Source organism: Cupriavidus sp. LA-1, from assembly GCF_055385985.1.
The window spans coordinates 3,136,574-3,160,206 of sequence record NZ_AP031387.1; the positions used below are offsets into that span (position 1 = coordinate 3,136,574).

Sequence of the window (23,633 nt, forward strand, 5' to 3'; positions counted from 1 at the left end):
CCTGGATAGGAGACAGAGCACCCGGCGCGGGTCCGCTGTCATAGCCAGGCTCCACGGCTGCCAGCGACACGTGGGCCACCGGCAGGCTACGTTGGGAACATCCCAATAGCCGGCTTCGTACAAGCATTCTTGGTCACGCCAGCGGCAATTGGTATCGGCCCTATGGCGGAATCAGTATGTAGGGACACAGCCCGGAGGGAGCACGTCGGGCGGTGCGCCGGGATATTGATGGCCCGGTCCGGCGATGCCCCGTTCGAGCTCACAGGCAACGCAAATTGGCATAGTTCGGCGCAATGGTGCGATCAAGAGCACTTGCCGGGATCAAAAACCGGCTGACTGTGCCTGCTCAGCCCGACAAGCAAGGGGCAAGAGGTCTCCTGTCGCAGCAAAAGCGTTACAGATTTGACTCATACCTCGGCCCACAAGCTGAGCCTCACGCGTGCGGCGGTCAGACAGCGTTCCGTCAGTGCGGGGCCAGCAGAGGAAGCCGACGTCTGACGCGCGTCAGAGCCAGCCCCCGGCCTTCTCCGCGCGCGCCCCTCAGTTGTAGTTGAAGTTGACCGTTGCCACGCTGTCGACCGTGCCGGGCGTGACCGTGCCAAGCCGGTAGTACCTCACCCCTAGCGGAATGGACATGGTCGTCGCCGCGCCGACATTGCCCATGCCGACATCGGTATTGAGCGGCAGCGGGGTGCCCGCCGGGCCGCCATTCAGCAGCTGCACGCCAACGCCCTGCGCCGAGCCGTGGTTCTGCAGGACGCTGCCCACGGCAGTGGCATCGCCGCTGATGTTCATGGTGACGATCGACTGGGTGACGCAATTCTCAAGATTGAGCCCGAAGCGCGTCGCGCCCGCGGTCGAGCCGACCGTGGGCAGGGACGAAGCGCTGATCCTGGGCAAGGTAATGACCTGGTTTGCCGTGCCGGCGCTGAGTTTGCAGCTTGGCGCGATGAAGCGGAAGGTCACGGGCGAAGTCATCTCCTCGCCGAACTGGATCGTGCCCGGCCCCGGTCCCGAGCTCCCCGTCCAGCTGTCCTGGTAGCCGAAGCGCACCAGGCTGTCGCTGAACGTGCCGCTGGTCAGTGCCGTACCGGTGCGCACCAGGTCCAGCCGGAAGCGGAACGAACGTGTCGAGGCGCCCAAGGGCATCGTGCAGGCAACGCCGCCCACGGCGGGTCCCATGCAGTTCGCACCAAAATTGTCGCCCCCGTTGGTGCCGTAGCTGGTAGGTGCAATCAGGTTGCCATCAGGCAGATACATGCGATAGCCCAGCCCCGGCATGGCGGTGGCAAAGGTCTGCTGCGAGATCGAAGTCGCCACCAGCGGCGCCTGCGGCGTGTAGTTCAGGGCCCAGCCAGTGATGGATGGTTGCCGCAGTCCGGTGTCGTCGCACGTCACTGTCACGGTGATGGTGGCGCTGGAGATCACCTGGCCGATGCCGGTGGTCTTGCTGATGCTGACCGTGGACGGCAGGAAGGGCGAGGTCACGGTGGTCCCCGAGCACGCGGCATGGGCCTGGGCGGATGCCAGGAACATGAGTGCCACGCCAGCAAGCAGTGAAGGCACGCGCCTGGTGCACACCGTTGCATGAACCGTCCAGCGTCGTAGCGATGCAGTGATTCTGTTTTCCATGGCAGCCAGGCAATGAGGTGGGTTGAGCCGGAATTTGCCGGCGCATTCAATCGGCGGCGACTGAAAATGTAGCCAGCGCCTTCCGCGCCACAAATAAGGCAACCCTTAGATTGGGGTGGGAATTTTCGGCTCCCATGCCTGCCAGGGCGTGAACGTCGTGCTGCCCGGAAAGAAAAACCCCCGCGGGCTCGCACCCGCGGGGGTTTTTCTTTGACAGCCTGCCCGTGAGGGCAGTCGGTCGGCGATGAATTACATCATGCCTTCCATGCCGCCCATGCCGCCCATGCCGCCCGGCATTGCCGGAGCCGACTCTTCCTTCGGCGTTTCGGCAACTGCGCAATCGGTGGTCAGCATCAGCGAAGCCACCGAAGCAGCGTTCTGCAGTGCGGTGCGGGTAACCTTGGTCGGATCCAGCACGCCCATTTCCACCAGGTCGCCGTACTCGCCCGAAGCCGCGTTGTAGCCGTAGTTGCCCTTGCCTTCGATGACCTTGGCAACGACGACCGAAGCTTCTTCACCGGCGTTCAGCACGATCTGGCGCAGCGGCTCTTCCATGGCGCGCAGCACGATCTTGATACCGGCGTTCTGGTCGGCGTTGTCGCCGGTCAGTGCCGAGATCGCAGCGCGGGCACGCAGCAGGGCCACACCACCGCCGGGGACGATGCCTTCTTCCACCGCAGCGCGGGTGGCGTGCAGGGCGTCTTCCACGCGGGCCTTCTTTTCCTTCATTTCGACTTCGGTGGCAGCGCCAACCTTGATCACGGCAACACCGCCGGCCAGCTTGGCCACGCGCTCTTGCAGCTTCTCACGGTCGTAGTCCGAGGTCGCTTCTTCGATCTGGGCGCGGATCTGCTTCACGCGGCCTTCGATCGCAGCTGCGTCGCCGGCGCCGTCGATGATGATGGTGTTTTCCTTGCCGATCTCGATGCGCTTGGCCTGGCCCAAGTCGTTCAGGGTAGCCTTTTCCAGCGTCAGGCCGATTTCTTCAGCGATGACGGTGCCGCCGGTCAGGATGGCGATGTCTTCCAGCATGGCCTTGCGGCGGTCGCCGAAGCCCGGGGCCTTGACGGCAGCGGTCTTCAGGATGCCACGGATGTTGTTGACCACCAGGGTCGCCAGGGCTTCGCCCTCGACGTCTTCAGCGATGATCAGCAGCGGGCGGCCAGCCTTGGCCACTTGCTCCAGCACCGGCAGCAGGTCGCGGATGTTCGAAACCTTCTTGTCGAACAGCAGCACGAACGGGCTGTCCAGCTGGACAACCTGCTTTTCCGGGTTGTTGATGAAGTACGGCGACAGGTAGCCGCGGTCGAACTGCATGCCTTCCACGACTTCCAGCTCGTCGGCCAGCGACTTGCCGTCTTCAACCGTGATCACGCCTTCCTTGCCGACCTTGTCCATGGCTTCGGCGATGCGCTCACCGATCGAGGTGTCGCTGTTGGCCGAGATCGCGCCAACCTGGGCGATTTCCTTGCTGGTGGTGGTGGGCTTGCTGACCTTCTTGAGCTCTTCCACGGCAGCGGCAACAGCCTTGTCGATGCCGCGCTTCAGGTCCATCGGGTTCATGCCGGCGGCAACGTACTTCATGCCTTCGCGCACGATCGACTGGGCCAGCACGGTAGCCGTGGTGGTGCCGTCACCGGCGTTGTCGCTGGTCTTGGAAGCCACTTCCTTGACCATCTGGGCGCCCATGTTCTGCAGCTTGTCCTTCAGCTCGATTTCCTTGGCCACGGACACACCGTCCTTGGTCACGGTCGGGCCGCCGAAGCTGCGCTCCAGCACCACATTGCGGCCCTTCGGGCCCAGCGTCACCTTCACTGCGTTGGCGAGGATGTTCACGCCTTCGACCATCTTGGCACGGGCGGCGTCGCCGAACACTACGTCTTTTGCTGCCATGTTCTGATTCTCCTGAATTCTGTACGGGTGGGGTTCTGCAAGTAACGGATTACTTGTTCACCACGGCCATGATGTCTTCTTCGCGCATGACCAGCAGTTCCTGGCCTTCCACCTTCACGGCCTGGCCGGCATACTTGCCGAACAGCACGCGGTCACCCACCTTGACGTCGAGGACAATGTTGTTGCCCTTGTCATCCTTCTTGCCGGGACCGACGGCGAGCACTTCGCCTTGATCGGGCTTTTCGGCAGCATTGTCGGGAATCACGATACCGGACGCGGTCTTGGTTTCGTTGTCCAGACGCTTCACGATCACGCGGTCGTGCAAAGGACGCAGATTCATACGGACTCCTAGATACAAAAGTGAGTTTTTAATCACAAATCGGCCGGCTACCGAGGCGACGGCCGTCAGAAATGTTCAGGTGTCGCAGGAGGCTGTTAGCACTCACCCCTGACGAGTGCTAATTATAGGGACGGGGTAGGGGCATTTCAAGACAGGCGGGTGATGCGGGTTTTCCCGAGGGGGGTTATCGAGATTCACTGAACTTTGAACCTTATTCACCCAACTCTGAACTGCCTAGATCACCATTTCGCCACTCTTCCCATATTTTTCAATGAGTTAGGTACTCCGCCCTCGGGCCGGTCTATGAAGCCAGCCCTGCTATACCTCGATTGGAACCGCCTAGAGGTCACATCTAAACTTGGCGGGTAAACCACTGAGGAGAAGCACATGGCAACGGCCAAGCAGGACTACGTTCGCTTCCCGGTGGCTGCACGCGTTGCAGCCAGCCGCCCCTGACCAAGTAAGGCAGTTCGCAAACATGGTCCACAGCGACTTCGAAGCCGTCGCTGAAACGGGACCCCAGCGCCATGCGCAAGCCACCCACTTGGCATCCCTCGGTCGTCGAGCGCTGGCTACGAGCATCGGGATGTGCCCAGCAGCGCCTACATCGACAAGGCCCGCAACGACCTCGGCAGATTTCAGCTACGCGACGCGTTGGCAAATTCCAGGCGACTGGAAGTGGCTGGGCTCGCACGAGTTGGAAGAACGCAGCTATGCATGGTCCGACCTCGCCGTTGAACGTGCGGGACCCCATGCCACGCAATCCGCCTCAAGCTTCGCGACACCGCCGCATTCGACCACCCCAGCAATGCCCCGCTAGGTGAGGCCTTGGAGGAAATCCGCAGCGCCTCGAACCTGACATGAAGATACCTGAACGGGGGACGCGCGAGCAGGAGGACCGGGACTTAGCTGGACTAGGGCCGCCAAGCTTCGTTGGGCGCTTTTGATGGCACCGACTGTTTTTTCAACACCTTGTTTGCGAAGCTTGCTGACGGCAAGCTACTGAGGCTTGCCCAGTGGTGCGCAGGTACCGCCTAATGATGACGGCCAATAGCATGATGAGGACGGCAGGCGTCCATTGAAGAACCATAGGAAACCGCAATGCGGCGAATGCCTGCAATGGCATTAGCCAAGTGACGACGAGCAATGCATGTTCTGCGGGACGTGCGCCGTGTTCGTGCATATCCACGGCGAGAAACGCAATGACAATTGCCAACCAGACAAGGTCGTAGAACCCCATATATGGCTGAATGAAAAGGGTCCCGCAGACGAACGCCGCCGCCTTGAGCGTGTAGCGCGCTGGTCTTGACCAAAACCATGTGACCCCACTGACGACGAACAACGCTGCCGTGACGTGAAGCGCATAAGCCGTTATATACGACACTCCGCATATTCGCAGTACGCCATAGACCGTTGGCATGAGCGGCCACATATTTGCGTTACCGGCCACCCACACACTCTGAAAAGCTGATGCGGCCCGATAGAACGCGAATGGCGTTTCCGTGCCAAACGCGAGGATGGCTGCCCCCCAAAAAAGCAACGAAAACGCGATGGCGGACGCGAGCGCACGCCAATGACAACCGCTTATCAGAACAAGTGGGACTAGGATACCTAACTGTGGCTTGATTCCTAATAACGCGATGAACGCGCCTGCAAGCACGGGCCGATGAGGCAAAAACATAAGCGCCGCCGCGCAGAGCGCCGCCGTAATCAATGAATTCTGGCCATAGAGAACGACAAAGAACAAACCAGGAAATGCAACGATTGGCAGGAAGGCTATTGCGTCAAACGGTTTGGCGATACGGCGGATGAAAGCGACGTACGCGGCAGCGCCGAATGTAAAGAACGCCGTAAGCGCGAGATTGAACGGCAGGAAGCCGAGAGGAAAGACGACGAGTAAGAATGTCGGCGGATAGGGCCACGGGCTATAGTCGCCATACGGGCGAACCGACATTTCAACTGCGCGCATAAGGTCATGCGAAAATACGGCTGCGCCGCCGTGTTCAAAGGCGACCCGCGCCGCTGACCAAAAGACGGCAAAGTCTGATGCGAAAAATAGCATCGGCACGTCGTGAAGAACGTAATAATGAATGCCGAGCTTAATTAGCCAACCGAAAGAGATAAAAATGGCGACCGCACAGTAAATCTTGACGCGGAGCGGCGTTAGCCAATAGGAACCCCGCTGCGCAGGCGTTGTGCGTACTTTTGAGGTGACGTCCATGCGTACCCCCCTGTCCGAGCTTTGCATTTTTTGCCAGTGTAGCCCAGCCCGAAATCGCAATGGGCGGGAAATTGGCCGCCCAGACCAGATCGCCGGCCTGAGGCGGCGCTTCACGCCCCTTCTTCAGTCCTTGCCGGAATGCGTGGCGGCCCGCTGGATAAGCTTCGCCACTTCGGCCGGATGCGAGATGTAAGCAGCGTGGCTGGCGTTCTTGATCTCGATCGTCTTGCTGCCGGCGCGCGTGGTCATGAAGCGCTCCAGGTCAGGGTTGATCGCGCGGTCCGCTGTGGCCACGACCGCCCAGCTCGGCTTCGTCCTCCAGGCGGCTTGTTTAATGGGAACTCCGAATGACTGCGCGGCCGGCATTACCTGCGAGATCGCCATGAACCTGGCGTCAGCGGCGGGCACGTCGGCGGCAAAGTCTGCGTGGAAGGACGCCGGGTCAAAGTGCAGGTAACCATCGGGGGTTGGCTTGATGGCCTGGGTGGCGGGCGGCATCTTCCTGGTCAGGTCGAGCGGGCTTTCTCCGGTGTCAGGCTGGAATGCAGCCACGTAGACGAGGCCAGCGACCTTGTCATGGTTACCGGCTTCGGTGATGACTGCACCGCCGTAGCTGTGGCCAACGAGGATGCTGGGGCCGTCCTGCGCCTCGATCACGCGGGTGGTGGCTTTCACGTCATCGTCGAATGAGGTTTCCGGCTGCTGTACGACAGAAACCTTGTAGCCGTCGCGCATGAGAATCCTGATACGAATGGAAGCCGGAAGCATCGTCCATGACGTAGCCACCTAGCGACTCGCCATGGCGCAACCAACTCAGACAGGCGCTAAGCTGCCAGGCTGACCTCCCGCGGCAGCTCGTCCTTCAGAAAGTCTACAAGGGCACGCACGGCAGGCATCATGCCCCGGCGGGTCGGAAACAGCACCGCCAGCCTCCCCTCCCGAGGCCGCCAGTCCGGCAGCAAGACGGACAAGGTTCCCGCCTCGATCTCGCTGCGGCAGGCATAGAGGGGCAAGCTCGCGATACCCATCCCCGCAATCGCCGCTTCTTTCAATGAGGCGATATTGTCGCTCTGCAGGCGCGGCTGGATCGGCCGGGTGGCTACGTCGCCGGTCGTGCAGACCAGGCGCAAGACGGTCGTGGGTTCATGGATCGAGGCATACATCAGGAAGTCGCCAGGCGGCAGCGCTTCGGGCGAGTCGATCACGGTGGTCCGCGCCAGATACGCCCGGCTGGCAACCAGCCCCCAGCGAGCGGTACACAGGGGAGCCTGCACCAGGCTGGATGATTCCATCTCCATGCCCAGGCCGCGTATTGCCACGTCGATATGTTCCTCGACGAGGTCGACCTGCCGGTTGCTGGCCTGGATCGCGAGCCGGACCTTGGGGTAGCGCTGCATGAAGCGAGGGACCAGCCTGGCCAGCACGGTGTCGGTCAGCGGAACCGGCACGCTGACCCGCACCAGCCCGGTCGGCTCGGCCGTTCGCCGACGAACCGCTTCTTCACCGGCTTGTGCCTCCGAAATCATGGCCCGGCAATGGTCGAACAGCTCCTGTCCGGCATCTGTCAGGCTCAGCCGACGGGAAGTCCGCTGCAGCAGCCGGACGCCCAGCGTGTTTTCCAGGCCGGTTACACGCCGTGAAATGTGCGACTTGCTGACGCCGAGGGCCTCGCCTGCAGCGGTGAAGCCGCGGTGCTCGATCACCTTTGCAAAGAGGTAGAGATCGTTCAGATCGACAGGCATGGCATTGGCTCGCTTTCACCGGGCATCGTTTCCTGACGGAAACGATAGGTTGCTATATACCATATTTATCGTTTGTCGTTGCCTACCTATGATGGATTCAACCCGGTCACGTGATGTACCGGACGGTAACGGGCGGCGCGGATACGTCGCGGCCTTCTCCAACCATCAAGGGTTTTATCGATCATGAAACTTCATTCATTCCTGAAAGCCACGGTTCTCGCGCTGGCCGTTGTCACCACTTCCGCTGCCATGACGGGCGTGGCTACCGCCGCCCCCGCCAGCAATGCCGCGGCCCCTGCCGGCGCGGCATCCTCCCTGCTGTCCCGGGACAACACGGTACTGCTGCTGGTTGATCATCAGGTGGGTCTGTTCACCGGCGTGCGCGACATTGACCTCGGCCAGCTCAAGCACAATGTGGTGGGCCTGGCCAAGGCGGCGAAGACGCTCGGGATTCCGGTGGTGGTCACCGCCACGATGCCGGACGGCATGTGGGGCCCCACCATTCCCGAACTGACTGCCGCGCTTCCCGGGGTGCCGGTGATCAACCGTACGGCAATCAATGCGTGGGATGACCCGAAGGTTCGGGCTGCCATTGAAAAGACCGGCCGCAAGCAAGTGCTGATTGCCGGCGTGTCGCTGGAGGTCTGCGCCACGTTCCCGGCATTGACGCTGAAGGCAGCGGGCTACGATCCGCGCGTGGTGCTGGACGCATCGGGTACGTTCAGCGATGCCAAGCGCACTGCCGGACTGCAGCGCCTGGCCACCGCCGGCATCACGGTGACCGACTACGCCACGGCCGGGGTGGAGATGCTGCACGGGAACAATGATCCGAAAGCGCAGCAGGTCTACGCCGACCTCGACATGCCCTTCGCCGGCCTGGTATGGCAGCTCAAGAACAGCGCAGCCAAGTGAGGTTGAAATGGGTTCGGCGAAAAGGGCGCTGTGACGCTGATCCGCCGGACCTCCCCGAAGACGTTCACGGCCATATGAGGTTCGAACCATGCATGCTGCAGATGATGTGAAGATTGCCGGTCCCGTGAAAGGAAACGAGCTGGTTATCGGCGACCATTTTGATGCACTGAATTTCAATCGCAAGAACGGCACGCCCGATCCCTTGCTGATGGTCGACCACTTCCGGATGCGGGCGCCTACCTTCGGGCCGCATCCTCATGCCGGATTCTCTGCCATCACCTATGTCTTCGAGGATTCGACCAGCGCGCACCAGAACCGAGACTCCATCGGAAACTTCGGCCCGATTCGGCCGGGCGCGCTCCATTGGATGGTCGCAGGCAGCGGCGCTGTCCACGACGAATGGCCGGCGACCGCGGGTGCCGAAACGCATGGGATGCAAATCTTCGTCGAGCTTCCGCAGGAACTGAAATCGGCGTCACCGTACGCCATCGACCTGAACTCCGAGGATATTCCAGCGCTGGTCGAGGCTGGCCTGAGGGTCCGTGTCGCAGCAGGCAAGCTCGGCAACCTTGCATCCCCCATCGCCCTCCCGCAGGAGTTCCTGCTGCTTGACTGCTTCTTTGACAGTGGGGCGACCTTTGACTTCTCGGGTCAGCTGCACGCGAGCACATGGCTCTACGTACTCGCCGGCGACCCCGGGATTCTTCTGCATGGCGAGACGGTCCGGCTTTCAGCGGGGCAGGCGCTGGCAATCCAGACACCTCGCGACAGCACGCGGTTCGCAATCACGAGCGCAACCGACAGCCATTTTGTGCTGATGTCGGGCGCCCCGGTCGGGGTCGCAAGCTGACCACCCGGGCAGGTGCGCGAGCGCGTCGCCGCCGTCACGCAGCGGCAGGCTTGTAGGAGCAATTCCGACGATTCATCGGCGTATGCCTGACAGCGCAACCTGGCCCTGCCGCCTAGACTGGGCTTGTCGCCGGACCTGTCCTGGCAGGTTTGTGCGGCATACGTCGCGCCCCGGCCCACGCGCCGGCGCTTTCGACAATAACCCTGGAGGTATTCCATGGATCCGAAACAGCCCGCTCGCCATACCCGAATTGCCAGCGTGATTGCGGCAGGCCTGGCAGGCCTCTGCGGTGCCGCGGCCATTGCGCAGACCACCGCTACCCCTAACACGCAGGCAGCGCCTGCTGCCCAGGGAATGCCGGCCATGCCGGCAACCGCGGCCAGCCCCTCCGGTGGCCAGGGCGTGCCACCCGGCATGACCCAGATCCAGCCGCCGAAGGATCCGCTGGTCGAGCGCCGCGAGGCGCGCCAGAAGGCGGCCGCCGAGTACAAGGCCAAGAAGAAGGCAGCCAAGAGTGAGTACAAGGGAGAAGTCGGCGCTGCCAGACAGGAACGCAAGGTCGAGAACAAGGCAGCGGACGCAACGGCCAAGGAGGAAATGGCTGCGCCGAAGCAATAGCATCAGCCATTGCATGATGATGGCCGGGCCCGCCCGGCCACCCCGCGAGGATCAGTCGGCCAGGCCGCTGCTGTCGATATAGCCCAGCGCTTCGCGCACTGCGCGCCGGGCCTTGAGCACGTAGCAGACCTGGCGTTCGCGGATGGACAGTGCCACCACTTCGGCCTGCAGCAGTTCCTGGAACATGTGTGCGGCACGCGGCAGGCTCAGCCCGGCCAGTTGCGCCAGTGCCGAGGCGGGCAGCCCGTCCTCGCCGGCGTCCAGCAGCGCGCGGCAGATCGTGGCGCGCGCGGGTTCGGTCATCAGGGCAAGCGTCAACGCGCTCTCTTGGGTCTCCATGGCCACACCTCGGTCCTCTGGCGTTGTGCGCCGCCGCTCACAGCGGGCGGCTGCCGGCCCTCTCCAGGTGCCGTTCTCCAACGTTCTACGCGGCTCGCAGGGCAAAGGCAATAGGCCCGCCCACGGGCTGCGCGATTACAACACCGACCGTCACGCACGCGGGCTCGCCATGGATCCGACCCGCGGCGCCTATGTGACCTCGATCACGCCGTTCATGGTCTCATGCCCCGATCCGCAGAAGATGTCGCACAGGAAGCCGTAGTTGCCGCTGCCTGGCGCCGTTGCCGGCAAACGCACGGTCACGCCTGGCGGCACGTCGGCACGCACGCCGAAATCCGGCACGCTGAAGCCCATGATCACGTCCTGCGCAGTCAGTTCGAATACGACCGCCTCGCCGGCACGCAGCGGGATGCGGTTCGGGGTGAAGACGAACTTGCGCGCGTGAACGCGAATGACGCGCGGCGCCGCCGCATCGCCGCGGCTGGCGCCGGCCAGCATGGCCGCCCCGAGGCCAAGCATCCAGCCCAGCGCAGTGCGCCGCCCGACCATCGATGAAATCCTCATGACAGGCTCCGGTTCAGGTCACGATCGGCTGCTCGGCCAGTTCGAACGAGCCCGGCGCCGCTTTCGCTTCGATCTCGCGCCAGCCCAGGCCGCGATAGGGCTGCGCGGCATCCCAGGGCGGTGGCAGGCGCTGCGCCTGCGAGCCGGGCGCCGGCAGCGGGAACATCAGCGAGCGCGCGGCATGATGCGCAATATGGCCCGTCATGTGGTGATGTTCCTGATGGATATGGCCATAGAACACGGTCACGTTCGGATAGGGCATCAGGGTATCGATCACCTGCGCGCCGTCGCGCGTGGCCCAGTCCCATTGCGGATACAGGTCGAACAGCGGACGGTGCGTGAACACCACGATGCGCGCCCCCTTCGGTTGCCGTGCCAGGTCCGCGGCCAGCCATGCGCGCTGTGCATCCCCGACCCGTCCGGCCGGATCGGAGACGTTGTCCAGCACAATGAAATGCACGCCCTTGTGATCGAAGGTGTAGTGCGTCGGCCCGAACAGCTCCTGGTAGGCTGCGCCGGCGTCGAGGCCGGCATCGTGCTCGCCCGGCATCAGGTGGACCGTCTTGACCTCCAGGGCGGCAATCACCGACTGGAACTCGCGCAGGCGCCGCCGCCGTTCCTGCGGATCGTCGGTGGTGTGGGTGAGATCGCCGGTGAACATGATGAAGTCGGGCGGCTGACGCAGCGCATTGACGGCGGCGACGGCCTTGGGCAGGGTGCCGCGCGCATCGGGATTGGGCGGCCCCTGGAAGCCCCAGTGCGAGTCCGACAACTGCACGAAGTAAAAGTCCTCATCGCGCCCGAAGGCCCAGCCCGGCAGTCCGGACGCAAACACCGCGCCTCCGGCAGCGCCTGCCAGCCTCAGGAAATCGCGTCGCTTCAGTGTATTCATGGTGCCTCCGTCCATGGTCACAGGGGGGTTCTTGTCATACCGGCTTGCGAACCGTTTTATTCCCGATAATTCGGATCCGCGAAAAATTCAGGCGCGGCGGGAATAAACTGCATGGAACACCGGTATACCCCGCACACGCGCCGCGACGAGCGTCACCGGCGCCTGCGCACAAACCGACCAGGGCACGCATGGATCACGCATCCGACGAACGCCGCCGCTTCGATAATCTGGTGCTGCCGCACCTGGATGCCGCCTACAACCTCGCGCGCTGGTTGTCGGGCAGCGCCAGCGAGGCCGACGACGTGGTCCAGGAGGCCTTCCTGCGCGCTTACCGGCTCTTCGGCAGTTTCCGTGGCGACCAGGCGCGGCCGTGGCTGCTGGCCATCGTGCGCAATACGTGGTTCACCACCTGCCAGAAGCGCAAATCGGCCGGCGAGGTGTGCGGCTATGACGACCTGCACGAGAACCAGCCCCTGCCGGCCTGGCACGATGGCCGGGACGACCCCGAGCAGTGGCTGCTGCGGCAGGAAAACGTGCGGCTGGTGCACCGGGCGCTGGAGCAGTTGCCGGTAGCGTTCCGCGAAGTGCTGGTGCTGCGCGAACTGGAGGAGTTGCCCTACCGCGATATCGCGCACGTCGCGGATATCGCCATCGGCACGGTCATGTCGCGGCTCGCGCGCGGGCGGCGAATGCTGGCGGCGGCGGTCACCGCGCTGCAACACGGGAGCACGGCACAAGGGCCGGCGCATGCTCGCACACCATCCGGTGCGCTGGCGCCGGCACCGCACCCCGCCGGGGAGACAGGTCATGGACTGCAATGAGTCATGCGAATTGCTGCCTGCCTGCGCCGATGACGAACTCGGCGCGGCGGAAAGCCTGCGCCTGGAGCAGCACCTGGCGCAATGTGCCGCATGCACGGCTGAACTGGGACGCCTGCGCGCGCTGCGCGCGGCCGTACGGGAAGGCGCGACCTATCATCGTGCCAGCCCCGCGCTGCGCGCCCGGATTGCGGCCGCGCTGCCCGCGGCCGCCGTGCCTGCCCCTGCCCCGGCATCGCGTCCGCGCTGGCTCGAGTGGTTTGCCTGGCGCCCGGCCGCCAATGCCGGGCTGGCGGCACTGACCGTAGCCTCGCTGGCATTCGGGCTGACCTCGTTCATGCTGCAGGATTCCCCGCAAGACGCCATGGCGCGTGAAATCGTCACCAGCCACGTGCGTGCGCTGATCGCCGACCACGCCATCGACGTGGCTTCCACCGATCGCCACACGGTCAAACCGTGGTTCAACGGACGCCTGGATTACGCGCCGCCGGTGCATGACATGGCGGCCGAGGGCTTTCCGCTGGTTGGCGGACGGCTCGACTACCTGAGCGGGCAGCGGGTGGCGGTGCTGGTCTATCGGCGCAACCAGCATCCGATCGATGTCTTCGTGCTGCGCGGCGCGGGCGCGCGCGAGGCGGCGCCGGACTTCGACAGCACCCTGACCCGGCAGGGTTACCAGATCACGCACTGGCAAGCGGGCGGCATGGACTACTGGGCCGTGACCGATGCCTCGGCGGCGGACCTGCAACGCTTCAGCCAGGCATGGCGCGTGGCCAGCGGCGGCACGCCATAGTGCGCGCCGCCGCCGGTCATCCTGCCTGGCCCGGTTACGCCATCACGAACGGCAGCTGCCGCTGGCGCTTGCCGGTCAGCGTGAACAGCGCATTGGCCACCGCTGGCGCGATCGGCGGCACGCCCGGCTCGCCCAGGCCGGTGGGGTTCTCCTGCGAGGGCACGAAGAACACGTCCACCACCGGCGCATCGGTGATGCGCGGCGGCGGATAGTCCGGGAAGTTGCTGTTCTTCACGGCGCCGTTCTCGATCTCGATGGCAAACCCCGGCCTGGTCATGGCCAGCCCGAACACGCAGGCGCCCTGGATCTGGGCCTCGGCGGACATCGGGTTGACCACGCGGTTGGCATGCACGCCGGCGGTCACGCGGTGCACGCGCGGCTCGCCCTTCACCACTGAAACGTCGACCACGTAGGCGACCACGGTGTTGAACGACTCATGCACGGCCACGCCCCAGGCATGCCCCTTGGGCAGCTTGCGCTTACCGTAGCCGGACTTGTCCACCGCCAGCTGCAGCGCGGCGCGGTGGCGCGCGTGCTTCTTCTCGTCGAGCCGCGCCAGGCGGAACGCCACCGGGTCCTGCTTCGCTGCGGCGGCCATTTCGTCGGCGAGCGTTTCCTTGACGAAGGCTGTGTGCGTATTGCCCACCGAGCGCCACCACAGCACCGGGACATCCACCTGCGGATGGTGCACCGACATCTGCAGCGGCAGGTCATAGTCGTTCTCGACGATGCCCTCGGTCATGGTGGCGTCCACGCCGTTCTTGACCATGAAGGGCTCGAACGGCGTGCCCTTCAGGATCGACTGGCCGACGATGGTGTGCTGCCAGCCCACCACCTTGCCCTGCGCATCCAGCCCGATGCGGGCGCGGTGCAGGTGCAGCGGACGGTAGTAGCCGCCGCGGATATCGTCCTCGCGGCTCCACACCACCTTGAGCGGCTCGGTGTGGCCGGCGGCGACCCAGGCCTTGAGCACGTTGGCCGCTTCCACGATGTAGTCCGAGGTCGGCACCGCGCGCCGGCCAAAGCCGCCGCCGGCCATCATGGTGCTGAGCGCCACCTTGTCCGGCGCCAGCCCCAGCGTGCGCGCCACGGCGGCCTGATCGACGGTCTGGAACTGCGAGCCCACCCAGACCTTGACCGACTGCATCTTGCCGCCGGCGATTTCCGCCTGCAGCGTGCAGTTCAGCGGCTCCATCGGCGCGTGCGCCAGGTACGGGAAGCGGAAGTCGGCCTCGATCTTGCGCGGCGCGCCGTTGATGGCCGCGGCAATATCGCTCTCGCCAGCGCGCGCCACCGTGCCCGGCTGCCCGGCCAGCTTCGCGTATTCGTCGAACAGGGCCTGCGACGATACCTTCGAGCCCGCGTCTTCCCACTGGATGTCGAGCGCGTCGCGGCCCATCTTGGCCGGCCAGTAGCCGCTGGCAATCACGGCCACGCCGCTGCCGCCGCGGTCGACCGGCACCTGCAGCACGCCGCGCACGCCCTGCACCGCACGGGCCTTGTCGGCGCTGAAGCTCTTCACCTTGCCGCCGAAGCGCGGCGGGCGCGCCACCACGGCGACCACCATCCCCTTCAGGTGGGTGTCGATGCCGAACGGCGTGGTTGCTTCCATCTTGCCGCGCGCATCCAGCCGCGGCGTGGGCTTGCCGATGATGCGGAACTGCGACGGGTCCTTCAGCGTGACCTGCTGCGGCACCGGCATTTCCATCGCGGCCGGCGCCAGTTCGCCGAAGGTGGCGCGATGGCTGCCGGAGGTGACCACACCCTGCTCGACCTTGCAGCTGGCCGCATCAACCTTCCATTGCTGCGCCGCTGCCGCCACCAGCATCGCGCGGGCGCGCGCGCCCAGTTCGCGGTATTGCTGGAACGAGTGATTCAGCGCGGTGGAGCCGCCGGTCATCTGCATGCCGAAGCCGGGGTCCTTGTACGGGTCGCCGGCCGGCGCCAGCGCGGCGCGCACGTTGCGCCAGTCGGCATCCAGTTCTTCGGCCAGCGCCATCGGCAGCGCGGTGTGCACGCCCTGGCCGAACTCCAGCCGGTTCACGGCCACGGTCACGGTGTTGTCCGGCGCGATGATCAGGAACGCCTGCGGCGGCGCCGGCGGTGCCTTGGGCCTGGCGCCCTCCTGTGCCTGTGCCAGCGGGGCCACGCCCAGCGCCAGCCCGCCACCGGCCAGGCCGGTCAGCTTCAGGAAACTGCGGCGGTCCAGCGTCGCCACGCCGGAGTTCGGGCGGGCTTCGCCGCTATTGCCGGCCTGGCCGCCTGCCAGGGCTTCAATGCCTCGGATACGCATATCGGTTTCCTCCCGCTCAGGCCAGCGCACGGGCGGCGTCTTTGATCGCCGCGCGGATGCGCTGGTACGTGCCGCAGCGGCACAGGTTGCCGGCCATGGCCTGGTCGATGTCGGCGTCGGTGGGCCGGGGCTTGGTGCGCAGCAGGCCGATCGCGCTCATCACCTGGCCGTTCTGGCAGTAGCCGCATTGCGCGACGTCGTGCTTGAGCCAGGCGTCCATCACGGCGCGCCCGACCTTATCGGTGGCAACGCCTTCGATGGTGGTGATGCGCGCTCCGGCGACCGCGGACGCCGGCGTCACGCAGCTGCGCGTGGCCTGGCCGTTGACGTGCACGGTGCAGGCACCGCATGCGGCCATGCCGCAGCCGAACTTGGTGCCGGTCATTTCGAGGTTGTCACGCAGCGCCCACAGCAGCGGCGTGGACGGGTCCACGTCGACTTCACGGGTCTTGCCGTTGACGTTGATGGAAAGGGTGGTCATTTGGGGGACACTCCTTGGGTACGTTGCCCGCTGGTTCATTCCGGTGCGCCGCAGCCTGGCGCAAAGGACAAGTGAGGATAGTGCAATTTCCCGCACCTTGCCGGGCGCTTTGCGCACTACCCTGCCCGCCAGCGGTCTTTGCACGAACTTTGTGCAAGGAACGGCTGTCCCTCATGGGTTCCCTGCTATCCGATTGCTGTCGCTGAAACAGTGCCGTCGACTATTCCAGAACACCATCTTCCCGGGGCCGGCACGGCATCGGCCCCGCAGGCCGCCGCCGCGCACCCTCCGGCGGCGCAGTCGCCATCGGTGACCCGGCTCGACGGCATCCAGGCCCTGCGCGGGCTGGCGGCTGCCTTCGTGGTGGTCTACCACTCCGGGCTCACGCTGGGCGGCGCCGATGCACCGGTGCTCAACTGGCTGACCAGCAACGTGATCAAGCGCGGCCATGTCGGCGTGGACGTGTTCTTTGTCATCAGCGGCTTCATCATCGCCTGGGTCGCGGTGCTGGCCCGGCCCCGGCCAGAGCGCCCGCTCAGCTTCGCGATCCGGCGCTGCTGCCGGCTGGCACCGCCGTACTGGACCATGTCGGCCATCCACGCGCTGCTGCTGAACCCGGTCACGCCGGCGGTATTTGCGGCGTCGCTGGCATTCCTGCCGACTTCCGCCGGGCATGGGCCCTACTACGGCTATCCGGCGCTGTACGTGGGCTGGTCGCTCAACTATGAACTGGCGTTCTACGCGGCCTTCGCGCTCGGCCTGTGGCTGGCCGGGCGGCGCGCGCTGCTGGTGGTGCTGGGCCTGTTCGCCCTGTTCACGCTGGTGCTGCCGTGGTGGCGCTTCGGCACACTGGTGGCGGATCCCGCGCAGGGCTACCCGTTCGCCGCGCCGTGGCTGGCCATGGCCAGCAATCCGCTGGTGCTGGAGTTCCTGCTTGGCAGCGGGCTGGCGTGGGCCTACGCGCGCTGGCGCCACCTGCTGTCGCCGGCCCTTGCGTTGGCGATGCTGGCAGTCGGCAGCGCGGCCTTTGCCCTGTCGCTGGCGCTGGTCGGGCCCGATTTCAGCCTGCCGGGACGCGGCTTGCCGGCGGCGCTGCTGCTGGCCGGCGTGGTCGCGGCCGAGCACACCGGCATGCTGCGCGTGCCACGCGCGCTGATATGGCTGGGCGAGCTGTCCTACGCGCTCTACCTGACCCACCCTACCGTGATTGAAGGCGTCAAGCGCCTGATGCCGGCGCTGACGCCGGATCAGACCGCATTGCAGCTGCTGCGCTTTGCCATCGATGCCGGCCTGGCCCTGGCGCTGGCCCTGCTGTTGCACCGCTGGGTGGAGCTGCCCGGCATCGCGGCCGGCCGGCGGCTGGCACGGGGTTAAGCCTCAGTGTTGCGGCAATCCCGCCAGGAACAGGTACAAGGCTGTCAGGTCGGTATCGTTCATACGCCCGAATGAATCGAACGGCATCACGCGGCTCACTGCCGTGCCATCGGGCCGCTTGCCGCTGCGCATCATCTCGATGAAGGCCGACGCCTGGCCGTAGCGCGCCATCGCGCCGTCTGGCACCGGGCGCAGGTCTGCCGCCGCTGGCCAGTCGGGCGGCGCCCCCGGGATCTTGCCGCCACGGAACTCCGGCCCGTGACATCCCATGCAGACGTTGGCCACATAGCCACCATAGCGGGCCGTCGGCGCCGGCTCCAACGCCGGCTGCGGCGGCAGGCTGTGGTCGATCTTGGCCGCCGCGTCCTTCACCACGCCCACGCCATACAGCGCGCGCACCAGCCAGGGCATGGTGATCTCCGCGGGTGCCCCCATCCCGGGAGGCAGGCTGCGCAGGTAGCCCACCAGCGCGCCCAGGTCTTCATCGCTCAGCCGGTTGTAGTCCTCGCTGGGCATGATCAGCAGCGGTCGGTGCGAGGGTGCCACGCCATGGCGGATGCTGCGCACCCAGTCGACCGGCTGGTAGGCGGCAATGGCCGGATTGGCGCGCGTCAGGTCCGGCGCGCGCACGCGCAGGCCGCCGGGATCGTCGATCACCTGCTTGCCGCCCCCGCCGGCGCCGTGGCACTCCATGCAACCGCGCGATTCATACAGGTACTGACCATGGGCGATGGCGGCGGCGTCCTCACGGATGGCGACCGGCGCGACCCTGACGTCGAGAATGCGCTGTGCCTTGTGCTCGCCGACCCATGCCGCGGCATAGGCCGCCACGGCCACGACGGCCGCCGTGCCGGCCAGCCCCCATGCCACCGCCCGCAGAACTCGCGCCATTTGCCTTCCCCTGTCCGCCGCACCGGATGCCGCAGCTTGCAGCCGGTGGGCGGGGGGCTGTCGGTGGGAAGGGCCACATAGCGGCGGCCCGTGCCCCGGTCAGGCCAGCCCGGCCGGGGCACGGTCGATAAAGCCGGTCATGCGCGCCAGCCGGCCGTCGGCGGACATCGTGGCAAAGTCGGTGCCGACCACCAGCGCCGGCTCTCCCGCCGGGCCGAGTTCCCAGGTAAAGCGCAGGTGATCGCCGTGGGCATCGACCGGGCTCACGCGGGTAAAGCGGAAGCCGGGGAATTTCGCCTGCACCGCGGCAATCATGGCGTCGATGCCGGCATGCCCGTCGCCGCGCATCAGCGGATCGACATAGCTTGCCGATTCCGTCCACGCCAGCGCGATCAGCTCGCGCCGGCGCGCGGCGTCGGTTTCGTTCCAGGCCGCGAGGTAGCGGTCGGCAAGCGTGGCGGCATCGGCAACCGGGGCGGGCTGGGCTTGGATGGCAGCGGACATGGCATTCTCCTGGTCTTGGGTTGGGAATCCGGCAGGGCCTGGCGTCAGGCCATGGCTGCATGATGGGCGCGGCGCCGCCGCGGCGCGATTACCGGGGAGGTTATCGGCGGGGTTACTGGCGAAGTTACCGGAAATGCTGGCGGCGATGCCGCCCTAAGCAGGAGGCACCGCTTGCAGAACGGCTCAATGCGAGGATTCGTTCAGCTCGACGCGGCGAAGCTGGAAGCCGGTCTTTCGGAATAGCCGCAGCGAGGCGTCGTTCCCAGGGGAAATCCTGGCCCGACAATTGGGCAAGCCTTCGAGAGCCAGCGCCTGGATGGACCGGCGCAGAAGGTACGAACCCAGGCCTTGATGCTGCGTGCCGGGAGCGACCGCTATCAACGCGATAACGGGAGCCTTGTAAAGCGCAAAATCCGTGGCAAGGATCGCCCCAGCCAACTGACCTGAAGGCAATTCCGCAACGAAAGACGCCGTCGACAGAAACGGGCCGTACTGATTGCCTACGATAGACCAGAGCTTGCGCCTCCATATCTCCATCGGCGCGACATCTACCGTGCTTGCAAAGGCGGCGTGAACCAGCGGGACAAGTCGCTCAACGTCACCATCCCTGAGATTCCGAACCGCAAGGCTGCAAGAACCGGGGACCAACCCGGGGCAAGCGCGCTCCCAAAGCAGATCGACATCCTCGCCAGGTATCGGCTCATTCGCACTTGAAGACATGATATTTGCACCGAAGAAGGGAAAGCCCAGGTTGGGTTTCGCTCTGGAATTCTTGCCGCAACAGTAAAGGAATGCCAGCACAGTAACGGATCGCGATGGCCTGGGCCATAGTGAGCACCCGTGCCCGCCCTACCAAAAAATCCCCCAGAACACCAGAGGCAAGATACCCCCCAACCTACCCCCTGTCCCCCCGATCGCAACCCCCCTATCCTCGCTACATTGCCCCTACGCTGGGCGGCAGTCCGTCCGGGCGTTCCGCGGCCGTGCCGCCGGGCGCGCCGGTCAAGCCGCTTCCTTTCCACTCAGACGCACCGCCTTTGCATCGTTCTCGTCCATGACGCTCGACACGGCCCCGCCGAGCCACCAGGCCGCTCCAGGCCCTTCCGCCCCGCAGCGCCGCTGGCTGCCCTTGCTGCTGGCCGGCGCCGGCTTCTTCGTGCTGGCGGCGGCGGCGCTGTGGCTGGCGCGGCTGCCCGGTACTGTCGCGGCGGTGTGGCTGCCCAACGCTTTCGGGCTGGGCCTGCTGCTGCACCGGCCGCGCGCGGAGAGGCCGTGGTTGCTGGCGGGCATGCTGGTCGCGAGCGTGCTGGCCAACTACATGGCCGGCGACAGCGCCGGCACGGCGCTGATGCTGACCGGCGCCAACCTGGCTGAGATCCTATTTGCGCTCGGGCTGCTGGGCCTGCTGGAGCGGCAGGCCTTCGTGGGGCGCCACGGTCCACTGGCCGCGTTCGCGGTGATGCTGGCGGTGGGCGGCATCCTGGCGCCGGCGATCGGCGCCACGGCCGGCGCGGCGGCGATTGCGGCCACCCAGGGCTCCAGCTTCGCCTCGGTCTGGTGGACCTGGTGGCAGGCCGACGCGATCGGCATGGCACTGTTGCTGCCGATGATGCTGTCGATGACGGCGGTACGCGTGCGGGCCGCCTTCGCGCGGCCGTTGCTGGCGCCGCAGGCGGGCGCGCTCGCGCTGTGCCTGGTCATCGGCGCCTTCGCGCAGTGGGAGGGCCACGACCCGTTTGCCGTGATGTCGCTGCCGCTGGTGCTGGTGGCGCTGGCCGGCAATCCGTTTGCCACCGCGCTGCTGACGCTGGTGGCCACGCTCTGCCTGCAGGCGCTGATGCTGCTCACGCACCGCCATGAAGCGGTGCCGCTGTCGGCGGCGGTGATCATGGTGTTCCCGGTCTGCATCGCCTACCTGACCGAACAGAACCGGCATGGCCGCGCCAGCCTGCGCAGCAGCGACAAGCGCTTTCGCCAGGCGATGGAGCATTCGGCCATCGGCATGGCGCTGGTCGACATGGACGGCCGCTGGCACACCGTCAACCGTGCCATCATCGAGCTGCTGGGCTATAGCGCGGCGGAGTTGCGCGAGCTGAGGTACCAGCAGCTGACCCATCCCGACGACCTGACCGGCGACCTGCGCCAGGTCGCCAACCTGCTGTCCGGGAAGATCGAGTCCTACCGCCTGGAAAAGCGCTACCGCCACAAGGACGGCCACTACCGCTGGGTCCTGCTGGCGGTATCGCTGGTGCGTGACGAAGAGACCGGGGAGCCGCAACAATTCATCACGCAGGTCGAAGACATCCACGCGCGCAAGCTGGCGCAGCAAGAGCTGGAACGGCTGTCGCGCCGCATCCAGCTGGCGGTGGAGGCCGGCGGCGTGGGCATCTGGGAGCGGGATCTCACCAGCACCGATGTCACCTGGGATGCGCGCATGCATGCGCTGCACGGCACCGACCCCGCCGGCGGCGCGCCGCTGTCGGAGCAATGGATCGCGCTGCTGCATCCGGAGGATGTCAGCCGCGTCACCAGCGAGATGCGCCGGGCCATCCGGGGCGAGGCGCCGTTTGACACCGAATACCGCATCGTGCGCCCCGGCGGCGAAGTCCGCCACGTGCGCGCCATGGCCATGGTGGCCCGCGCCCCCGACGGCACCGCGCACGCACTGGTTGGCACCAACTGGGACATCACCGAGCAGCGGCGCCTGACCGAGGCGCTGTTCGAGGAGAAGGAACGCCTGCACATCACGCTGCGCTCGATCGGCGATGCGGTGATCTGCACCGACGCGGCCATGCACGTGACCTTCATGAACCCGATCGCCGAACAGCTGACCGGCTGGACCATGGCCAGCGCCACCGGCCTGCCGCTGGAGCGGGTCTTCCGCATCGTCGACGAAGCCAGCGGCGAGCCCATCCCGAGCCCGGTCGAGACCTGCCTGCGCACGATCGCGCCCGCCTACCTGCAGGACGGCGCCGTGCTGCAGAGCCTGACCGGCGAGCGCCACGACGTGCAGGACTCGGCCGCGCCGGTGCTGACCGCGCGCGGCGAGGTGCTGGGCGCGGTGCTGGTGTTCCAGGACATCACCACCGCGCGCGCGCTGCAGCGCGAGCTAGCGCGCTCGGCCATGCACGATGCGCTCACGGGCCTGCCCAACCGCACCTGGTTCGAGAAACGCCTGCGCGAGGCCTGCGACGCGGCGCGGCTGCACGGCCACCGCGCCGCGCTGTGCTTTATCGACCTGGACCGTTTCAAGATCGTCAACGACACCGCCGGCCACGGCGCCGGCGACGTGCTGCTGCGCGAGCTCGGCTACATGATCCGCAACCATGTGCGCCCGGACGATGTGCTGGCGCGCCTGGGCGGCGACGAGTTCGCGCTGCTGCTCAAGGACTGCACCGTGGACCAGGCCGAACAGGTCTGCCAGGGCGTGATCGACGCCATCCGCGGGCGCCGCTTCCCGTGGGAAGGGCGCGTATACGACGTGGGCGCCAGCATCGGCATCGCCGCGATCGACCTGGACGTGCCCCCGGTCAGCGAACTGATGAGCCGCGCCGACGTGGCCTGCTACGCCGCCAAGGCCGCGGGCCGCAGCCGCGTTTCGGTGTACCGCCGCGACGAGAGCGATGCCCGCCGCCACCACCGCGAGCTCGAAGTCGCCGCCGGCATCCACTCGGCGCTGGAAGCCAACCGCTTCCGCCTGTTCGCGCAGGAAATCCGCGCCTTGCAGCCGGAAGCCGACGAAGACGGCGACGCCCGCCACATCGAGATCCTGGTGCGCATGGTCGACGAGCACGGCGAACTGATCATGCCTGGCGCCTTCATTCCCGCCGCCGAGCGTTACGACCTGATGGGCCATGTCGACCGCTGGGTGATCCGCAACGTGCTGCGCGGCTACGGCGATCGCCTGGGCGCCGTGACGGGGCTGTCGGTATCGATCAACCTGTCGGCCAATTCGCTCGGCGAGCCCTTCCTGCTGCCCTTCCTGCATGCCGAACTGGAGGCCAGCGCCCTGCCCGCCAGCCGCATCCGGCTGGAGATCACCGAGACCGCGCTGATCAACAACATGGCCGCGGCCAACCGGCTGGTGGCGGAGATGCGGCGTGCCGGCTGCACCGTGTCGCTGGACGACTTCGGCTCGGGCCTGTCGTCGTTTGCCTACCTGAAGCAGTTCCCGGTGGACTTCCTGAAGATCGACGGCAGCTTTATCCGGCAACTGGCCGACAACGCGGTCGACCGCGAGATCGTCAGTTCGATCAACGACATCGGGCACCGGCTGGGCGTGCGCACGGTGGCGGAATGGGTGGAGGACGAACGCACCCTCGATGCGCTGCGCGCGATCGGCGTGGACTATGCGCAGGGGTATGTGATCGGCCGGCCGGTGGCGCTGGACGTGTTCCTGGCCGGATGCCAGCAGCGGGACACGCAGGCATCCTAGGGCTTCACCGGCCGGGGCGCAGGACCATGTCAATCCAGTGC

At 66.0% G+C, this 23,633-nt stretch carries 20 protein-coding genes and 1 pseudogene; 7 read left to right on the top strand and 14 right to left on the bottom strand.

Features of this window, described 5'->3' with window-relative positions:
* Positions 1-540: 540 nt before the first annotated feature.
* From ACZ5MJ_RS14670 to ACZ5MJ_RS14695, 6 genes are all read right to left on the bottom strand, one after another.
* Complete coding sequence (locus tag ACZ5MJ_RS14670) at positions 541-1,536, bottom strand: fimbrial protein (protein WP_464220262.1); 996 nt, start codon at positions 1,534-1,536, stop codon at positions 541-543.
* Between the two features lie 345 nt (positions 1,537-1,881).
* Entirely contained in the window at positions 1,882-3,525 is a 1,644-nt protein-coding gene (gene groL, locus ACZ5MJ_RS14675; protein WP_464220265.1) for a chaperonin GroEL, read from the bottom strand.
* Between the two features lie 49 nt (positions 3,526-3,574).
* Positions 3,575-3,865: a co-chaperone GroES gene (gene groES / locus ACZ5MJ_RS14680; protein ID WP_018312524.1), complete on the bottom strand. Its 291-nt coding sequence runs from the start codon at positions 3,863-3,865 to the stop codon at positions 3,575-3,577.
* Between the two features lie 964 nt (positions 3,866-4,829).
* Positions 4,830-6,086 (bottom strand): glycosyltransferase family 87 protein, encoded by a 1,257-nt coding sequence (locus tag ACZ5MJ_RS14685; RefSeq protein WP_464220268.1) that lies wholly within the window; start codon positions 6,084-6,086, stop codon positions 4,830-4,832.
* A gap of 123 nt (positions 6,087-6,209) precedes the next feature.
* On the bottom strand, positions 6,210-6,821 hold the full coding sequence (locus ACZ5MJ_RS14690) for an alpha/beta hydrolase (RefSeq protein ID WP_464220270.1): 612 nt from the start codon (positions 6,819-6,821) through the stop codon (positions 6,210-6,212).
* An 89-nt stretch (positions 6,822-6,910) separates the two neighbouring features.
* The gene (locus tag ACZ5MJ_RS14695) at positions 6,911-7,828 is read right to left on the bottom strand and encodes a LysR substrate-binding domain-containing protein (protein ID WP_464220272.1); all 918 of its coding nucleotides are present in this window, start codon (positions 7,826-7,828) and stop codon (positions 6,911-6,913) included.
* Positions 7,829-8,011: 183 nt separating this feature from the next.
* Here ACZ5MJ_RS14695 and ACZ5MJ_RS14700 point away from each other — a divergent pair, with 183 nt between their 5' ends.
* The 3 genes from ACZ5MJ_RS14700 (at position 8,012) to ACZ5MJ_RS14710 (ending at position 10,208) form a co-directional block, all read left to right on the top strand.
* Complete coding sequence (locus ACZ5MJ_RS14700; RefSeq protein ID WP_464220274.1) at positions 8,012-8,740, top strand: isochorismatase family protein; 729 nt, start codon at positions 8,012-8,014, stop codon at positions 8,738-8,740.
* Positions 8,741-8,828: 88 nt separating this feature from the next.
* Complete coding sequence (locus ACZ5MJ_RS14705; protein ID WP_464220276.1) at positions 8,829-9,590, top strand: pirin family protein; 762 nt, start codon at positions 8,829-8,831, stop codon at positions 9,588-9,590.
* Positions 9,591-9,806: 216 nt separating this feature from the next.
* Complete coding sequence (locus ACZ5MJ_RS14710; protein WP_464220278.1) at positions 9,807-10,208, top strand: hypothetical protein; 402 nt, start codon at positions 9,807-9,809, stop codon at positions 10,206-10,208.
* Positions 10,209-10,259: 51 nt separating this feature from the next.
* Here ACZ5MJ_RS14710 and ACZ5MJ_RS14715 read toward each other — a convergent pair whose 3' ends face one another.
* The 3 genes and pseudogenes from ACZ5MJ_RS14715 to ACZ5MJ_RS14725 all read right to left on the bottom strand — a co-directional run.
* Positions 10,260-10,547 carry an ArsR family transcriptional regulator gene (locus tag ACZ5MJ_RS14715; protein ID WP_464220280.1) on the bottom strand — a complete coding sequence of 96 codons (288 nt, stop codon included), beginning with the start codon at positions 10,545-10,547 and terminating at the stop codon, positions 10,260-10,262.
* A gap of 189 nt (positions 10,548-10,736) precedes the next feature.
* Complete coding sequence (locus ACZ5MJ_RS14720; RefSeq protein WP_464223730.1) at positions 10,737-11,111, bottom strand: cupredoxin domain-containing protein; 375 nt, start codon at positions 11,109-11,111, stop codon at positions 10,737-10,739.
* A gap of 3 nt (positions 11,112-11,114) precedes the next feature.
* Positions 11,115-12,003 (bottom strand): annotated as a pseudogene (locus tag ACZ5MJ_RS14725) (metallophosphoesterase family protein); the annotation flags it as partial.
* 188 nt (positions 12,004-12,191) lie between these two features.
* On the opposite strand from ACZ5MJ_RS14725, the gene ACZ5MJ_RS14730 reads away from it, so the two are divergent.
* Together ACZ5MJ_RS14730 and ACZ5MJ_RS14735 are read left to right on the top strand one after the other, a co-directional pair.
* The gene (locus tag ACZ5MJ_RS14730; RefSeq protein ID WP_464220282.1) at positions 12,192-12,824 is read left to right on the top strand and encodes an RNA polymerase sigma factor; all 633 of its coding nucleotides are present in this window, start codon (positions 12,192-12,194) and stop codon (positions 12,822-12,824) included.
* Positions 12,811-13,614 carry an anti-sigma factor family protein gene (locus ACZ5MJ_RS14735; RefSeq protein WP_464220285.1) on the top strand — a complete coding sequence of 268 codons (804 nt, stop codon included), beginning with the start codon at positions 12,811-12,813 and terminating at the stop codon, positions 13,612-13,614. Before ACZ5MJ_RS14730 ends, ACZ5MJ_RS14735 begins: the two co-directional genes overlap by 14 nt.
* 34 nt (positions 13,615-13,648) lie before the next feature.
* Here the strand turns inward: ACZ5MJ_RS14735 and ACZ5MJ_RS14740 are convergent, their stop codons facing one another.
* Entirely contained in the window at positions 13,649-15,907 is a 2,259-nt protein-coding gene (locus ACZ5MJ_RS14740; RefSeq protein WP_464220287.1) for a xanthine dehydrogenase family protein molybdopterin-binding subunit, read from the bottom strand.
* 16 nt (positions 15,908-15,923) lie between these two features.
* On the bottom strand, positions 15,924-16,388 hold the full coding sequence (locus tag ACZ5MJ_RS14745; protein WP_464220289.1) for a (2Fe-2S)-binding protein: 465 nt from the start codon (positions 16,386-16,388) through the stop codon (positions 15,924-15,926).
* Between the two features lie 309 nt (positions 16,389-16,697).
* Between ACZ5MJ_RS14745 and ACZ5MJ_RS14750 the strand changes: the two genes are divergently transcribed.
* The gene (locus ACZ5MJ_RS14750; protein WP_464223731.1) at positions 16,698-17,762 is read left to right on the top strand and encodes an acyltransferase family protein; all 1,065 of its coding nucleotides are present in this window, start codon (positions 16,698-16,700) and stop codon (positions 17,760-17,762) included.
* A gap of 3 nt (positions 17,763-17,765) precedes the next feature.
* Here ACZ5MJ_RS14750 and ACZ5MJ_RS14755 read toward each other — a convergent pair whose 3' ends face one another.
* From ACZ5MJ_RS14755 to ACZ5MJ_RS14765, 3 genes are all read right to left on the bottom strand, one after another.
* Entirely contained in the window at positions 17,766-18,653 is an 888-nt protein-coding gene (locus ACZ5MJ_RS14755; protein WP_464220291.1) for a c-type cytochrome, read from the bottom strand.
* 99 nt (positions 18,654-18,752) lie between these two features.
* Entirely contained in the window at positions 18,753-19,157 is a 405-nt protein-coding gene (locus ACZ5MJ_RS14760; RefSeq protein WP_464220293.1) for a nuclear transport factor 2 family protein, read from the bottom strand.
* Positions 19,158-19,340: 183 nt separating this feature from the next.
* A complete protein-coding gene (locus ACZ5MJ_RS14765) occupies positions 19,341-19,958 on the bottom strand; it encodes an N-acetyltransferase family protein (RefSeq protein ID WP_464220295.1) in 618 nt (205 codons plus the stop codon).
* Between the two features lie 253 nt (positions 19,959-20,211).
* On the opposite strand from ACZ5MJ_RS14765, the gene ACZ5MJ_RS14770 reads away from it, so the two are divergent.
* Positions 20,212-23,592 carry a diguanylate cyclase gene (locus tag ACZ5MJ_RS14770; protein WP_464220297.1) on the top strand — a complete coding sequence of 1,127 codons (3,381 nt, stop codon included), beginning with the start codon at positions 20,212-20,214 and terminating at the stop codon, positions 23,590-23,592.
* Positions 23,593-23,633 lie beyond the last annotated feature (41 nt).

What these genes read in the sequence shown, in the direction of transcription:
- ACZ5MJ_RS14670 (WP_464220262.1), bottom strand. Translation starts at nt 1,536, where the DNA reads ATGTTCCTGGCATCCGCCCAGGCCCATGCCGCGTGCTCGGGGACCACC.
- groL (WP_464220265.1), bottom strand. Translation starts at nt 3,525, where the DNA reads ATGGCAGCAAAAGACGTAGTGTTCGGCGACGCCGCCCGTGCCAAGATG.
- groES (WP_018312524.1), bottom strand. Translation starts at nt 3,865, where the DNA reads ATGAATCTGCGTCCTTTGCACGACCGCGTGATCGTGAAGCGTCTGGAC.
- ACZ5MJ_RS14685 (WP_464220268.1), bottom strand. Translation starts at nt 6,086, where the DNA reads ATGGACGTCACCTCAAAAGTACGCACAACGCCTGCGCAGCGGGGTTCC.
- ACZ5MJ_RS14690 (WP_464220270.1), bottom strand. Translation starts at nt 6,821, where the DNA reads ATGCGCGACGGCTACAAGGTTTCTGTCGTACAGCAGCCGGAAACCTCA.
- ACZ5MJ_RS14695 (WP_464220272.1), bottom strand. Translation starts at nt 7,828, where the DNA reads ATGCCTGTCGATCTGAACGATCTCTACCTCTTTGCAAAGGTGATCGAG.
- ACZ5MJ_RS14700 (WP_464220274.1), top strand. Translation starts at nt 8,012, where the DNA reads ATGAAACTTCATTCATTCCTGAAAGCCACGGTTCTCGCGCTGGCCGTT.
- ACZ5MJ_RS14705 (WP_464220276.1), top strand. Translation starts at nt 8,829, where the DNA reads ATGCATGCTGCAGATGATGTGAAGATTGCCGGTCCCGTGAAAGGAAAC.
- ACZ5MJ_RS14710 (WP_464220278.1), top strand. Translation starts at nt 9,807, where the DNA reads ATGGATCCGAAACAGCCCGCTCGCCATACCCGAATTGCCAGCGTGATT.
- ACZ5MJ_RS14715 (WP_464220280.1), bottom strand. Translation starts at nt 10,547, where the DNA reads ATGGAGACCCAAGAGAGCGCGTTGACGCTTGCCCTGATGACCGAACCC.
- ACZ5MJ_RS14720 (WP_464223730.1), bottom strand. Translation starts at nt 11,111, where the DNA reads ATGAGGATTTCATCGATGGTCGGGCGGCGCACTGCGCTGGGCTGGATG.
- ACZ5MJ_RS14730 (WP_464220282.1), top strand. Translation starts at nt 12,192, where the DNA reads ATGGATCACGCATCCGACGAACGCCGCCGCTTCGATAATCTGGTGCTG.
- ACZ5MJ_RS14735 (WP_464220285.1), top strand. Translation starts at nt 12,811, where the DNA reads ATGGACTGCAATGAGTCATGCGAATTGCTGCCTGCCTGCGCCGATGAC.
- ACZ5MJ_RS14740 (WP_464220287.1), bottom strand. Translation starts at nt 15,907, where the DNA reads ATGCGTATCCGAGGCATTGAAGCCCTGGCAGGCGGCCAGGCCGGCAAT.
- ACZ5MJ_RS14745 (WP_464220289.1), bottom strand. Translation starts at nt 16,388, where the DNA reads ATGACCACCCTTTCCATCAACGTCAACGGCAAGACCCGTGAAGTCGAC.
- ACZ5MJ_RS14755 (WP_464220291.1), bottom strand. Translation starts at nt 18,653, where the DNA reads ATGGCGCGAGTTCTGCGGGCGGTGGCATGGGGGCTGGCCGGCACGGCG.
- ACZ5MJ_RS14760 (WP_464220293.1), bottom strand. Translation starts at nt 19,157, where the DNA reads ATGTCCGCTGCCATCCAAGCCCAGCCCGCCCCGGTTGCCGATGCCGCC.
- ACZ5MJ_RS14770 (WP_464220297.1), top strand. Translation starts at nt 20,212, where the DNA reads ATGACGCTCGACACGGCCCCGCCGAGCCACCAGGCCGCTCCAGGCCCT.